We start from the raw sequence: 13,822 nt of genomic DNA, 5'->3' as shown, positions 1-13,822 counted from the left end.
TATTTCTGATAAGATATCCGAGTATACGCGTATGAATCAAAAAGAGGTGCAAACGTGAGCAGCTTACAAGTGGCTAAAGTGTTGAACAATAATGTAATCATAGCGAAGCATCCTCAACATGGCGAGGTTGTTGTTATTGGCAAGGGAATAGGCTTTAACCGGAAGAATAAAGACCTTATCCCTGCCTCCGCTGCCGAGAAGATGTTCATTTTGACCAAACCGGAGGAGCAGGAGCAGTATAAGCAGCTGGTGCCTCACATCGATGAGAAGCTGATAGAGGCGATGAATGACATTATTCTGAATGCTGCCAAATCCAGCGATGCTCCTCTGAATGAGCATATCCACATAGCGTTGACTGATCATATTGCATTTGCCATTAAACGTCATGCCCAAGGTCTCTATATTCATAATCCTTTTTTATACGAAACCCGGGAGATGTATCCTGAAGAGTACGAGATGGCGGAATACGCCGTCCGTACCATCCGGGAGAAGCTTGGGGTCGACTTGGGCCAAGAGGAAATCGGATTCATTGCCCTTCATTTTCACGGTGCCCTCACAAACCAGCACATTTCGGAGGTTCGCAAGCATTCCGAGCTGATTGCGGATTTAGTACGTACCGTTGAACAGCAGCTGGATTATGCTATCCCGAGGGATTCTTTGGATTATTCCCGTCTGCTGACTCATCTCCGGTTTGCCTTGGAGCGGATTCGGCGGGGAGAAGCGGTGAACGAGACGAGTTCACTGGATGGTCTGTTGAAGCGCGAATATCCCGAGACGTATTCCTTGGCATGGAAACTGACAAAGATGATGGAACAGCGGCTGAAGAAGCCCGTATATCCCGCCGAGGCCGGTTATTTGACCATTCATCTGGAGCGGCTGGTCCAGCGCAAAGAGCAGGGCGAGCAAATGTGAAGATTTTATTAAGTCCCTTACCATGTGGTTGCAACGAAAAATGAATGGTGTTACAATACGAAACAGTTATGAAGCATAAAACTTCAAATCAAACGTGTAACTGATTCGATCAGGCATGAGTATTGCAGGAATTTGGTTGTTATTACCCATTTCTGGGTAATCTAATCCATGAGATTAGCCATCCATTCTCCCGTGGTTACTCATGCCTTTTTTTTGATTTGGTGTTTTATGATGCTCTACATTCAGCTTGTGACCACAACTAGATAGAGGGTGAGAATTTTCATGTTTAAGCGGCTTTTTGGCGTACTGCAAAGGGTCGGTAAAGCTCTGATGCTGCCCGTGGCGATATTACCGGCGGCCGGACTTTTGCTCGGCCTTGGTAATATGCTGGTCAATCCCGATTTCCTGCAGTATGCACCGTGGCTCGATGCGGCTTGGGTTCAATCAGCTGCCACCGTCATGATGAATGCGGGACAAATCGTGTTCACGAATTTATCCTTGCTGTTTGCAGTAGGGGTTGCCGTCGGCTTGGCCGGAGGCGAAGGTGTGGCCGGGCTTGCGGCTATCATCGGTTACCTCGTCATGAACGTTACCATGGGCAGCGTGATCGGCGTGACGCCATCGATGATTGGCACGAATTACGAATATGCCAGCGTGCTTGGCATTCCGACCTTAGCCACTGGGGTATTCGGCGGGATTATCGTAGGTATATTAGCGGCAAGCATGTACCGAAGATTTTTCAAAATTGAGCTTCCGTCCTATCTGGGCTTTTTTGCAGGAAAACGGTTTGTTCCGATTATGACGGCTGCAACCTCCGTTTTGCTTGGTCTGTTGATGGTCTTTATATGGCCTCCGATCCAGTCTGCGCTTAACACTGCCTCCCATTTCATGCTGGAACAAAACCTGATGCTGTCCGCTTTTGTGTTCGGCGTTGTGGAACGCGGATTGATTCCGTTCGGTCTGCACCACATTTTCTATTCTCCCTTCTGGTTTGAGTTCGGGGAATATTTGAATCAGGCAGGTCAAATGGTGCGCGGTGATCAAAATATATTCATGGCTCAGCTTCGAGACGGCGTCGAGTTTACGGCAGGCACCTTCATGACGGGTAAGTATCCGTTTATGATGTTTGGTCTTCCTGCGGCTGCGCTTGCCATCTATCATGAGGCGAGACCGGAGAACAAAAAATTTGTCGCCGGTATTATGGGTTCGGCGGCGCTGACCTCCTTCTTAACAGGGATTACGGAACCGCTTGAGTTCTCCTTCCTGTTCGTTGCGCCGATCTTGTTCGCCGTACATGCATTGTTCGCAGGTCTGTCCTTCATGACCATGCATATTCTGGGTACGAAGATTGGCATGACCTTCTCGGGCGGTCTGATCGATTACATGATATTCGGTGTTATTCCGAACCGGACGCCATGGTGGAATGTACTCATTGTTGGTGCTATCATGGCAGTAATCTATTATTTCGGATTCCGGTTTGTCATTCGGAAATTCAATCTGAAGACGCCGGGCCGGGAGGAAGCTTCCGCATCGGAGTCGGAATCAGGTTCCCAGGGAGCAGGTGGTAACAGTAAAAATGATCTGCCGCTTAACATTCTGACTGCGCTTGGCGGCCAGCCGAACATTGCGCATCTGGATGCCTGCATCACCCGGCTTCGGGTAGAGGTGAAGGACAAGGGCTATGTCGATAAGGCGAGGCTGAAACAGCTGGGTGCGTCAGGTGTGCTGGAGGTGGGGAATAATATCCAGGCGATATTCGGAACACGTTCCGATACCATCAAATCGCAAATCCAGGATATTATGTCGGGAACAACGCCGACAACCGCGCCTGAAGCAGCGGATCCGAAGACGATGCCGACTGCTCAAGAGGAGCAGCAGGCTGGTCAGGACGGGGAAACGATTGTGATGGAGGAAATCGTATCTCCAGTCGATGGTGAGCTAATGGATATTTCCCATGTGCCTGATCCTGTGTTTGCAGAACGAATGACGGGTGATGGATTTGCGGTATTACCTCATAACGGAACGATCGCTTCTCCTGTTAACGGAACCGTATTTAATGTATTCCCCAGCAAGCATGCAATCGGCATTATGTCCGATGGCGGTAAGGAAGTGCTTGTCCATATCGGCGTCAATACCGTTAAGCTGAAGGGACAGGGTTTTGAAGTTCTTGTACAAGAGGGCGATCTGGTATCCACGGGTCAACCGATCATGCAGGTGGATCTGGATTATGTGAAGGAGAATGCCAAATCGATTATTTCTCCTGTGATCTTCTCGAATTTGCCGGAGGGAGCTTCCGTGAAGCTGAACAAGACCGGTGAAGTAAAAAGCGGTGAAAAAGGGATCATCACCATATCGAAGCCTTAACTTCACGGTGATCTCAAGGATTCTAAAAAAATTAAAATATACGAAAGTAGGATGATGAACATGCAACAAACATTCAAAATTATTGACGAAGACGGAATTCACGCACGTCCGGCAACAGCATTGGTCAATACGGCTAACAAATTCCAGGACACCAATTCATTTGCCGAAGCTAACGGCAAAAAAGTAACGCTGAAATCGATCTTGGGCGTTCTGTCCCTCGGATTGGAGCAAGGGGATACATTGACACTGATCACGGAAGGCGGCAATGAGAGCGAAGCGCTGACAGCACTGCAAGAAGTGATGGTGAACGAAGGGTTAGGCGAGCTTCATGAATAATTTGAAAGGAATCGCGGCTTCCGCAGGCATCGCGATTGCACGCGCTTTTACACTGGAGCATCCTGATTATTCTGTTACGGAAAAGCAAGTAACAGACACGGATGCCGAGCTTTCGAAGCTGGATGCGGCGCTGGCTCAGTCCCAGGCTGAGCTTGAAGCGATCAAAGCTCGCACGCTTCAGGAACTCGGGGAGAAGAAGGCTGAGATTTTCGAATCTCACCTTCTCATCCTGAACGATCCGGAATTGATTGACCCAGTCAAAGCGAAAATCGCTTCCGATTCGGTTAATGCGGAGTACGCCTTAAATGAAACGGCTACCCAATTCATTCAAATGTTCGAGAACATGAAGAGTGCTTACTTGCAGGAGCGGGCAGCGGATATGCGCGACGTCACCAAACGCATTCTTAAGCATCTGCTCGGCCTGAATTATGTCAGTCCTTCGGAAATCAGCGAAGAAGTAATTGTGGTTGCAGAGGACTTGACTCCTTCGGATACAGCGCAGTTGAACCGCAACTACGTTAAAGGATTCACGACGAATATTGGCGGGCGCACCTCGCATTCTGCCATCATGGCCCGTTCGCTTGAAATTCCGGCTGTCGTCGGAACGAAAAACGTGCTCTCTTCAGTCCAAAACGGGGATTTGATCATCGTTGACGGACTGGAAGGGGATGTCATCATTAATCCTACGGAAGCCATCGTGGCACAATACCGTGCGAAGCAGGATGATTATGCCAAACAGGTCGAGGAATGGAAGAAACTCCGCTCCGAACCAACGGTATCCAAGGACGGGATCCATGTGGAGCTGGCCGCCAATATCGGCACACCGAACGATGTAACCGGCGTGCTGGAGAATGGCGGAGAAGCGGTAGGACTGTATCGTACGGAATTCCTGTACATGGGCCGAGATAAACTTCCTTCCGAAGAGATCCAGTATGTCGCCTATAAATCGGTACTGGAGAAAATGGAAGGCAAGCCGGTTGTTGTCCGCACGCTCGATATCGGCGGGGACAAGGAGCTGCCATATCTGGATCTGCCTAAGGAAATGAATCCGTTCCTGGGATTCCGGGCCGTTAGGCTGTGCCTGGACCGTCAGGATATTTTCAGAACCCAGCTTCGGGCACTGCTCCGCGCAAGCGTCCACGGCAATCTGCGAATCATGTTTCCTATGATCGCGACGCTTGGTGAATTCCGTGAAGCCAAAGCGCTTCTGGAGGAAGAGAAAACCAAGCTTGTGAGCGAAGGCATTCCGGTATCCGAGGACATCCAACTCGGGATCATGGTGGAGATTCCATCTACCGCGGTTCTGGCGGATCAGTTTGCCAAAGAGGTCGATTTCTTCAGTATCGGAACGAATGACCTTATCCAGTATACGATGGCCGCTGACCGCATGAATGAGCGGGTTGCTTATTTGTATCAACCCTATAATCCGGCGATTCTGCGATTGGTTAAAATGGTCATCGATGCCGCTCATCGCGAAGGCCGCTGGGTTGGCATGTGCGGTGAAATGGCGGGTGACGCCACGGCGATTCCGATTCTCCTCGGCTTGGGGCTGGATGAGTTTAGCATGAGCGCTACATCCATTCTTCCGGCGCGCAGCCAGATCGGGAAGCTGTCCCGCAGTGATATGCAGGCACTCGCTGCCAAGGCGCTTGAAATGGGAACCGCGGAGGAAGTAGTGGCTCTGGTGGAATCCATAGAAACTGCAGCCGAGTAAGAAGGAAGACAACTTAACAACTTGATCGATCCATGCAGTATCGTATTTCGTTTGTTTTTTGGGGACTCTACCAATCTTTTTCCACGATTGCTTTACATTGACGCATCTGTCCATTTGGGCAGATGTTTTTTTGTCAAAAGAAAGACACCCGGCATATTTACGAGTATAATAGCCTAAATATATAGTTATTTGGCATCAAACCCAAACCAAATCAGGGCTTTTGGCATATCATGATATATGAAAGCGTTCTACATTCATGTGCTAGAGGTCTGTCTTATGATTCAGGCGCCCATACTAGGAAGTAAATCTACTTATAAGTGACGGTGATGATGACTATGGACATGATCAAGAGCTGCACAAGTGTTAAGCTGGGGGCAACCTACCGAAGAGAGGGAACGACCTTTCAGGTGTGGGCTCCGGATGCGGTTCATGTAAAACTGGCTTTGTATGAAAGCCCGGGAGAGTATAACGAGCAAGGTCTCGTAACGGATCACGAGAGTGGCACATTCTATTCGATGGAACGTAATGGCGACGGCATATGGTCGGCTGTCGTAAACAGGGATCTTCACGGAACCTATTATATGTACCAAATCGAGTCAGCGGACGGCGACGTGCATTATGCCGTTGACCCCTATGCAACAGCGGTGTCAGCCAACGGCTGCCGCGGGGCGGTTGTCGATCTGGCAAAGAGCAATCCGCCGGGGTGGGAGCAGGATGTTAGACCCAAGCTGCTGAAGCCTACGGATGCGGTGCTCTATGAGCTTCACGTACGCGATTTCTCGGTTCATACCGATTCGGGAATGAAATATAGAGGTAAATATAAGGCATTTACAGAAGGTGGCCTACGGGATTCCGAAGGGAATACCATTGGACTGGATCATCTCGAAGAATTAGGTGTGACCCATGTGCACCTGCTGCCGATATTTGATTTTCGAACGGTCAATGAGCTGGACGGCTATGCAGCCGGCAGCTTGAGCCGCGAGTATAATTGGGGGTACGATCCGCAGAATTACAATGTTCCTGAAGGTTCATATTCGACAGACCCTATGGATCCGATCCTGCGCATCCGGGAGCTAAAGGAGATGATTCTGGCTCTGCACGCAAGAGGAATCCGTGTCGTCATGGACGTGGTTTACAACCATACGTATACGGTGGATGACGGCCCGTTTGAACGATTGGCGCCAGGGTATTTCTATCGCAAGGATGGATATGGACATTTATCGAACGGTTCAGGTGTAGGCAACGAGCTGGCTACGGAGAAACCGATGGTACGCAAATATATCAAGGATTCCTTAAGGTACTGGGTCGAGGAGTATCATATCGACGGCTTTCGATTTGATCTGATGGCTCTGATCGATACAACAACGATGAAAGAGATTGTAAGCGAACTGCGTCGTGAGGTCGATAGCTCTCTCTTGTTTTACGGTGAGCCCTGGACGGGAGGAATGAGTCCGCTGACGGAGCAAACCGTCAAAGGAAGCCAGAAGGGTCAAGGCTTCGCTGTATTCAACGATCATTTCCGGCATGCCATCAAGGGTGACAATGACGGGCGCGGCCGAGGGTTTGCTACGGGCGAACCGTGGTACGAGGGTGCTGTCGTTGAAGGGATGATGGGCTCGATCCATGATTTTGCCCTTCATCCGGATGAGACGGTCAATTATGTCACCGTGCACGACAATTTGAATCTGTGGGACAAAATTTTGGTGGCGAGCGGGATGGAAGTACAGGCAGGTCTGCTTCGCATGACGGACGGGAAGCTGGATAACGGCGGCGATGTATGGCAGGCAACGGCTGCTTCAACACCCTATGCCGGTATTCCCGATGATGATGTAATGTCGGCCGCGGCTGTGCGCCGCAGCTTGCTGGCTAACGGGATTGTCCTGCTCTCTCAAGGGATTCCGCTGCTGCATGCCGGCGATGAGCTGCTTCGCACGAAATTTGGCGATCATAACAGCTACCGCAGCTGCGATGCCGTTAACTCCATCCGCTGGTCGAATAAGAAACGATTCAAACCCGTGTTTGATTATTACAAAGGCCTTATTGGCTTGCGCAAAGCCCATCCGGCATTTCGTATGGCAGCAAGAGAAGAGATTGAGGAACATATGGAAGTGCTGCGCAGCAGCGATCGGATTATCGCCTACCGATTAACGCACCATCCACAAGACAGCTGGGGCCAGATTGTAGTGATCGCGAACGGAAATGAGCATGAAATGACGGTTGATCTGCCGCCAACACCTTACCGCTGGAGCATCGTGGTGAATGATCGTCAGGCAGGTACGGATACGATCGAGACGTTGGACCAAGGAGCTATAGCGGTCCCAGGGCTGTCGCTGATGGTGTTGTACGAAGACCCGGCCCAGAAGAAGCAAGGCTTGACTACCGTTGAGATTGAATATGAGAGACGTGATCAAGCATATGATGGCTGGAACGTGTGGGTGTGGGGAACGGGCGTGGAGGATGGCAGCGTGCCATTCTCCAGAGTGGACGGCGGCAAAGCACGAGCGGTCTTCTACGCAGCTCCCGGAACCAAGCAGGTCGGCTGTATCGTCAGGTTGAATGATTGGGAGGATCGGGAAGGCGAGAACGACTGGTTTATCGATATTCCGCCAGACGAAGCCAAGGTACGGATATCGCTGCTAAGCGTCAAAGACGACGGCTCTGAGGGCCAAGAGCAGCGGGATATGGCGAGCTGAGAATTGTATATGAGGATTGTAAAATTAAAATGTAAATTAAAAAATCAGGAGCCCTCCTTTTGTACTGAAAAGGGGGCTCCTGTTATTTATATTTCAAAAGGGGTACCATTCATTACCCACAGGGTTGAAATTTAAAACATCTGAAACCCATGATTAGTTAGCAGGTAAATAGGGTAATAATGAGATAGACTTTGTTTTCGATAAAGGAGGATGTCACTCATGTCAAAAGGAAACACAGTTCAACTCCAAGCAGATGTTCGTGATGAATTTACCCGGGCTTCTCGCCGAGTGCTTCGCGAAAATGGCGGAATCCCCGGCGTTGTATACGGCGCGGGCGAGGAAAGCATCCCCGTAGCTGTTAATTTCAAGGATACGGCCAAGCTGTTCCACACCGGACGTTCAGAGGTATTTCAGCTTGATATTCCAGGCTCCGGTAAAATTCCGGTTTTGATTAAGGACATTCAAAAGAGACGCGGAACCGTATCCCATGTGGACTTTCTGCGGATCTCCATGAACAAGCCGGTTCGCGTCAGCATACCGGTCGATTATCAAGGTACTGCTGCCGGAACGAAATCCGGCGGTATTCTGCAAACCCAGGTGACCGAAATCGAAGTAGAGGGATTGCCGGGCGAGCTGCCTACTACCCTCGAAGCGGACGTATCCGCTCTGGAGGTTGGCGACAAGCTTACGGTTGCAGATATTAAAGTACCGGAAGGTATTACATTGCACGCTTCGGATGAGGAGATTCTCGCAACCGTCATCGTGCCACGCGCCGTTGAGGCTGCAGAGACGGTGGATGATGCGGACGCTGAGGAAGCGGATGCGGGAGAGACAACCGAAGAATCATAATATGCGCATGTAAAAAGGCGCTTGCTAGGCTGGGATCCAGCGGAGCAGGCGCTTTTTTGTCAGGAATTTAGAAATTCTATTTAACTTTTCGATCATGGATGCCCTTATAACTCATCGGCGCGTCTCCAAAGTATTTGTTCCATATGGTCAGATACGTTCCGTCCTGCTGCATGGTAGCCAGTGCATTATCAACGGCGGCCACGAGATCCGGATTCCCTTTTACAAAGGCTGCGGAAATCTCGGACACCTGATCGGCGGATTCGGCGGCAGCGACCGGCAGATCCGGAAACTGCTGCTTCAGGTTGGTTACGGATAACTGGTCCGAAATGACGGCATCCAGCTCTCCGTTTGCGAGCTTGTGAGCTGCGTCTGATATATATTTGATCGGGACAATTTCCGCTCCATGCTTCTTGGCCATATCCTTATAAATTCCGGTTGGGTTCAGGCCGACACGCTTATCCTTGATGTCCGAGAAGGTGCGAATCTGATCTTCACCGGAGGAACGCACGAGCAGAACCGGGGTTGAGGATAGATATGCAACGGAAAAATCATAGAGGGCCCGCCGGTCCGGCTTGTCTTCAATCTGGTTGAAGACGGCGTCGTATCTGCCTTCCGTCAATCCTGGCAGCAGATTCTCCCACTCGGTTTCAACGAATTCTGCCCTTAGCTCCATATGGCGGGCAACCTCTTCGGCGATTTCCACATCAAAACCCGTAAGTCTTCCGCCCGTTCCATGGTAACTAAAAGGGGGGTAATCCCGTTCCGTTGCAATTCGCAGGGTCCCGCGCTCCACGGCATTCCGAAGCAGGAAGCCTGTGTTCACCCGGTAAGGGTTCACGCCCATGTTGGGGGTCGGCACCCGGTCATTGCTGTTAGGCGTGCATCCGGCAAGTACAATTGAACCGATCAGTGTGAATAAACAGGCAAGACTGATCCAACGTATCGATTTTGTTCCGCGCATGATTCCAGAAACCATCCTTTCTTTATTCACGGTCCTTCGAGGTCCATTTCGTAAAGTTAGGATGTCCCAAAGGATGGTTGGTATATTCGTGAAATGTCGGTACACGGCAAGAACTTAGGATCTCTAATCGGATGGAAGAGGAGAATGCAAAATAGGCCGTGCTATCTCTGCCTGCAGCAGCGGAAAAGCACAGCCTCTTTTAGCTAGATTGAATTGAAGCTTACGTTGATATGCTCTTGATACAGCGTTTTATCCTTCTTACCGGGCCATCCATCCGCCATCAACACAAAGCACATGTCCGTTCATATAATCCGAAGCGGCGGAAGCGAGGAATACGGCGGGTCCGCCAATATCCTCGGGTTTCCCCCAGCGTCCGGCAGGAATGCGATCCGTAATGGAAGTCCGTCGTTCCTCATCCTGACGGATGGCTGCCGTATTATCGGTTTCGATATAACCGGGAGCAATTCCGTTCACTTGGATGCCGCTGGCTGCCCATTCATTGGCCAATGCTTTCGTCAGGCCGGCAACGCCATGCTTGCTTGCCGTGTATCCGGGCACGTTGATTCCGCCCTGATAGGACAGCATGGAGCAAATGTTAATGATTTTGCCGCTGCCGCGTTCAATCATATGTCTTCCGGCAAGCTGGGATAGCAAAAATACGGTATTGAGATTCAAGTCAATCACGTCAAGCCAATCTTGAGTCCCATGATCCTTGGCGGGCGTCCGGCGGATAATGCCGGCATTGTTTACGAGAATGTCCACATGCCCCGTCAGCTCCAGCGCCTGGTCAAAAGTTTGCTGGAGTTTGCTCTGGTCGCTTAGATCGACCTTGATTTCGGAAGCTTTTCTGCCGAGTGAAGTGATGGCTTCTATCGTTTCGGCGCTTGTATTCATGGACACGGCAACGATATCGGCGCCGGCCTCGGCTAGAGCTATCGCTATGCCTTGCCCTAGTCCTCTGGCGGAGCCGGTGACGATTGCGGTTTTGCCTGATAAGTCAAACCTGTTCATGCTCCAGTATCCCCTCTCATTTGCTCTCTATTAGTAATTATGAAGTTAGGCCGGTTATGAATTTTCAAGCGGCGTTTACAGCAGGGTAACGCCGGCACCTTCATATTGTGTGATTGTCTCGGAAGACAGTCCCGCATCGGTAATGATGCCGCTGATCTCCTGCAGGGATGAAAAAGTCCTTAATGCCGTTTGACCGAATTTGTGATGGTCGACAACGGCATAAACCTCCAGCGAGGTTTCGATTAATGCCCGTTTGAAAGGGATCAAGTCCCCGGTATATATGGACAATCCATGATCAAGATGGACGCCCGTGGCGGATATGAAGGCTTTTTGAATGTTCAGCTGTGACACATACGATACACCTTCAGGGCCTGCGAGCATATTCCGGACCCGGTAGCCCCCCGGAACGACCAAACGGATATGATTCTTGGTCGCCAATTCGCTGATGATATACACATCGTTCGTAATGACCGTCAGAGGCACATCCTCCAGCCTGCGGGCAATCTCCAGCGTGGTGCTGCCTCCGTCTAGGGCAATGATGTCATCGGTATTGATATGCTTCAGCGCTTTCAGCGCGATTTCGGTCTTTTCAGTCGGATGCTTGGCAAGCGGTTCTTTGGACGGCAGGATGCCGAATTGATCGCTGTGCGCAAGGACAGCTCCGCCATGCACACGAACGATTAGACCCTGTTCCTCCAGCTTGGTCAGATCCTCGCGTATGGTTTTTCCGGTTACTTGAAGCTGCTGGCTTAGGTCGGCGACAGTCACTTCTTTATGGGTTAGAAGGTACTCCATTATTTTTTCATAGCGTCGTAACGGGTTCATATGAATCTCAACTCTTCCGTGGGTTAATGGATAATCCCCTCTATTTTAAATCTTTCATGGACACCGGGTCCATATCATCGTAACGTTTATTATCTCCGGCCATGCCCCAGATGAAGGTATAGTTACTTGTGCCTACCCCGCTGTGGATCGACCAGCTTGGCGAAATCACGGCCTGTTCATTGCGCATGACGATGTGCCGCGTTTCATTGGGTTCGCCCATCAGATGGATGACAACCGCTTCTTCCGGTAAATCAAAATAGAGATAAGCCTCCATGCGTCTTGGGTGAGTATGGGCAGGCATCGTGTTCCACATGTTTCCTTCTTTCAGCAGGGTCATACCCATGACAAGCTGGGCGCTGTCGATGCCTTTTTGATGGATGAAACGATAGATCACGCGATCATTGGAATTTTTGATATCGCCCAAAGCGCTGGAATCGGCTTCCTCCAGAGTGGCCTTCGCCGTCGGGAATGATTGGTGCGCCGGAGCAGAATTTAAATAGAATTTAGCCGGATTTGTTGGATCCGTGCTTTTAAAAATAACCTCTTCCGTGCCCATGCCAACGTACAAGCATTCTTTGTTGTTCAGCTCATGCTCCGCACCGTCCACCAGCACGGTACCATGTCCGCCAATATTGATAATGCCAAGCTCACGGCGTTCCAGGAAAGAGGAAACACCCAGCTCTTTAAGGTCGGTTTCCAATTTGACTTGTTCTTGGACGGGAGCGGCGCCACCGATAATCATACGATCTTCGTGCGTCAGGACAAGCTCCAGCTTGTCAGGCGTAAACAGGACGGGGATATGGAATTCCTTGCGGAGTCTTTCTGTGTCATATTGTTTCACTTCATTAGGGTGTGATGCATAACGTCTTTCCATGTTCGTTCATCTCCTCATTCTATTATAATGAATTCATAATGTTCATATAAGTACAAATTACTCCATTTACGTTCATATTACAAGAACTAAATATAAAATGAACCATAATTATACTTGGTGAACATCGGGCCGCCATTTATATCTGACTGAATTTAGAGCAGAAAGGGAAGAATTAGCATCAAAGAGGATGGGCAGGCTGCCATGCTATGAATCTTCGGCAAGGCTAGCTATGAAGTGAACAAGGGACGACTAGGAGATTGATAACCCGATGAAAAGAATGATTGTTATTTTAACAGCTGTGCTCGCAGTGACCGGTTCTCAAAATACGGCCGATGTCTTGCATTATCCTTATCATCAAACCGGGGAACAGGAAGTCTGGATGAGGTCGGAGAATGAGCGCGATGAGTCCTGGGTTAATATCGCCCATCGAGGGGCATCGGGTTATGCCCCGGAAAATACGATGGCTTCTTTTGTCAAAGCATTTGATATGGGAGCGGATATGCTGGAATTGGACGTCCAATTGAGCAAGGATGGGCAAGTTGTTGTGATTCATGATTCCACGGTTGAGCGAACCACCGATGGGCAGGGTGAAGTAGGCGATTTAACCTTTGAGGAGCTGCGTATGCTGGATGCAGGCTCATGGTACGATTCGGCGTTTAAAGGAGAAGTCATTCCCGCTTTGGCGGAGGTGCTTGAGCATTTTGCGGGGCGTATCGGGCTGTTGATCGAATTGAAATCTCCCTCCCGGTATCCGGGTATCGAGCAGAGGGTTGCAGACATATTGAAAAGGTATATCATCGGCGCTGATGGTGGTGAGAGGTACAAGGACCTGATCATCGTGCAGTCAGCAGATACGGACTCGCTCCTTCGATTCCGCCGGCTGATGCCCGATATCCCCCTGGGCGTTATTATTACCAGCGCGGGCGACTTATCCAAGCAGCGGCTGGAGGATATGAAGACCTATGCGGAGTATGTGAATGTATCGATGAGGCTGGTATCCAAAGGGCTGGTCCAAAAGATACATCAATCCGGGCTGAAAACGATGGTCTGGACGATCCGGGATATGCTGCAAATCCCTTATGTGCTTCAAATTAACGTGGATGGGATTATTACGGATTATCCGGATCGGGTACCGATTTCGATTTCGAACAGGAAAATAATTAGATAAATGGCGTAACGGTAAGGACAACCTTTTGAGGAATCAAAGGTTGTTTTTTTGTGGTCGTTTTACGATGGGGGAGCCGGGAGAACGTGGGGGCTTTAGGGGCCATGATCCCGTAAAT

11 protein-coding genes are annotated in these 13,822 nt (G+C 50.1%); 7 read left to right on the top strand and 4 right to left on the bottom strand.

From position 1 onward, the window contains the following. Nucleotides 1-54: 54 nt before the first annotated feature. The 6 genes from glcT (at nucleotide 55) to DP091_RS28265 (ending at nucleotide 8,868) form a co-directional block, all read left to right on the top strand. Nucleotides 55-912: a glucose PTS transporter transcription antiterminator GlcT gene (gene glcT / locus DP091_RS28290; RefSeq protein ID WP_113061394.1), complete on the top strand. Its 858-nt coding sequence runs from the start codon at nucleotides 55-57 to the stop codon at nucleotides 910-912. 282 nt (nucleotides 913-1,194) lie between these two features. Further along, entirely contained in the window at nucleotides 1,195-3,276 is a 2,082-nt protein-coding gene (ptsG, locus tag DP091_RS28285) for a glucose-specific PTS transporter subunit IIBC (protein ID WP_113061393.1), read from the top strand. Nucleotides 3,277-3,336: 60 nt separating this feature from the next. Next, nucleotides 3,337-3,612, top strand: a complete 276-nt coding sequence (locus DP091_RS28280; protein ID WP_071222804.1) for an HPr family phosphocarrier protein — start codon at nucleotides 3,337-3,339, stop codon at nucleotides 3,610-3,612. Continuing rightward, entirely contained in the window at nucleotides 3,605-5,326 is a 1,722-nt protein-coding gene (ptsP, locus tag DP091_RS28275; protein ID WP_113061392.1) for a phosphoenolpyruvate--protein phosphotransferase, read from the top strand. The genes DP091_RS28280 and ptsP overlap by 8 nt, the downstream gene beginning before the upstream one ends. Nucleotides 5,327-5,667: 341 nt before the next feature. Beyond that, the gene (gene pulA, locus DP091_RS28270; RefSeq protein ID WP_113061445.1) at nucleotides 5,668-8,019 is read left to right on the top strand and encodes a type I pullulanase; all 2,352 of its coding nucleotides are present in this window, start codon (nucleotides 5,668-5,670) and stop codon (nucleotides 8,017-8,019) included. A 219-nt stretch (nucleotides 8,020-8,238) separates the two neighbouring features. Then, nucleotides 8,239-8,868 (top strand): 50S ribosomal protein L25, encoded by a 630-nt coding sequence (locus DP091_RS28265; RefSeq protein ID WP_113061391.1) that lies wholly within the window; start codon nucleotides 8,239-8,241, stop codon nucleotides 8,866-8,868. A 76-nt stretch (nucleotides 8,869-8,944) separates the two neighbouring features. On the opposite strand, the gene DP091_RS28260 is transcribed toward DP091_RS28265, so the two are convergent. The 4 genes from DP091_RS28260 to kduI form a co-directional block, all read right to left on the bottom strand. After that, on the bottom strand, nucleotides 8,945-9,829 hold the full coding sequence (locus DP091_RS28260; RefSeq protein ID WP_113061390.1) for a transporter substrate-binding domain-containing protein: 885 nt from the start codon (nucleotides 9,827-9,829) through the stop codon (nucleotides 8,945-8,947). Nucleotides 9,830-10,087: 258 nt separating this feature from the next. Then, entirely contained in the window at nucleotides 10,088-10,840 is a 753-nt protein-coding gene (gene kduD / locus DP091_RS28255; protein WP_113061389.1) for a 2-dehydro-3-deoxy-D-gluconate 5-dehydrogenase KduD, read from the bottom strand. Nucleotides 10,841-10,915: 75 nt separating this feature from the next. Beyond that, complete coding sequence (locus tag DP091_RS28250; protein ID WP_113061388.1) at nucleotides 10,916-11,665, bottom strand: DeoR/GlpR family DNA-binding transcription regulator; 750 nt, start codon at nucleotides 11,663-11,665, stop codon at nucleotides 10,916-10,918. Between the two features lie 40 nt (nucleotides 11,666-11,705). Beyond that, nucleotides 11,706-12,539, bottom strand: coding sequence for a 5-dehydro-4-deoxy-D-glucuronate isomerase (kduI, locus tag DP091_RS28245; protein ID WP_113061387.1), 834 nt, complete (start codon nucleotides 12,537-12,539; stop codon nucleotides 11,706-11,708). Between the two features lie 268 nt (nucleotides 12,540-12,807). On the opposite strand from kduI, the gene DP091_RS28240 reads away from it, so the two are divergent. Next, the gene (locus DP091_RS28240; RefSeq protein WP_113061386.1) at nucleotides 12,808-13,707 is read left to right on the top strand and encodes a glycerophosphodiester phosphodiesterase; all 900 of its coding nucleotides are present in this window, start codon (nucleotides 12,808-12,810) and stop codon (nucleotides 13,705-13,707) included. Nucleotides 13,708-13,822: the final 115 nt, after the last annotated feature.

The sequence above is a fragment of the Paenibacillus sp. MDMC362 genome, assembly GCF_003269305.1.
GTDB lineage: Bacteria > Bacillota > Bacilli > Paenibacillales > Paenibacillaceae > Paenibacillus_AQ.
Note: the sequence above shows the minus strand (reverse complement) of the source record. Positions and strands in the feature narration are given on the sequence as shown.

Coding starts and splice junctions, on each gene's coding strand:
- ptsG (WP_113061393.1), top strand. CDS start 1,195: ATGTTTAAGCGGCTTTTTGGCGTACTGCAAAGGGTCGGTAAAGCTCTG.
- DP091_RS28280 (WP_071222804.1), top strand. CDS start 3,337: ATGCAACAAACATTCAAAATTATTGACGAAGACGGAATTCACGCACGT.
- ptsP (WP_113061392.1), top strand. CDS start 3,605: ATGAATAATTTGAAAGGAATCGCGGCTTCCGCAGGCATCGCGATTGCA.
- pulA (WP_113061445.1), top strand. CDS start 5,668: ATGATCAAGAGCTGCACAAGTGTTAAGCTGGGGGCAACCTACCGAAGA.
- DP091_RS28265 (WP_113061391.1), top strand. CDS start 8,239: ATGTCAAAAGGAAACACAGTTCAACTCCAAGCAGATGTTCGTGATGAA.
- DP091_RS28260 (WP_113061390.1), bottom strand. CDS start 9,829: ATGCGCGGAACAAAATCGATACGTTGGATCAGTCTTGCCTGTTTATTC.
- kduD (WP_113061389.1), bottom strand. CDS start 10,840: ATGAACAGGTTTGACTTATCAGGCAAAACCGCAATCGTCACCGGCTCC.
- DP091_RS28250 (WP_113061388.1), bottom strand. CDS start 11,665: ATGAACCCGTTACGACGCTATGAAAAAATAATGGAGTACCTTCTAACC.
- kduI (WP_113061387.1), bottom strand. CDS start 12,539: ATGGAAAGACGTTATGCATCACACCCTAATGAAGTGAAACAATATGAC.
- DP091_RS28240 (WP_113061386.1), top strand. CDS start 12,808: ATGAAAAGAATGATTGTTATTTTAACAGCTGTGCTCGCAGTGACCGGT.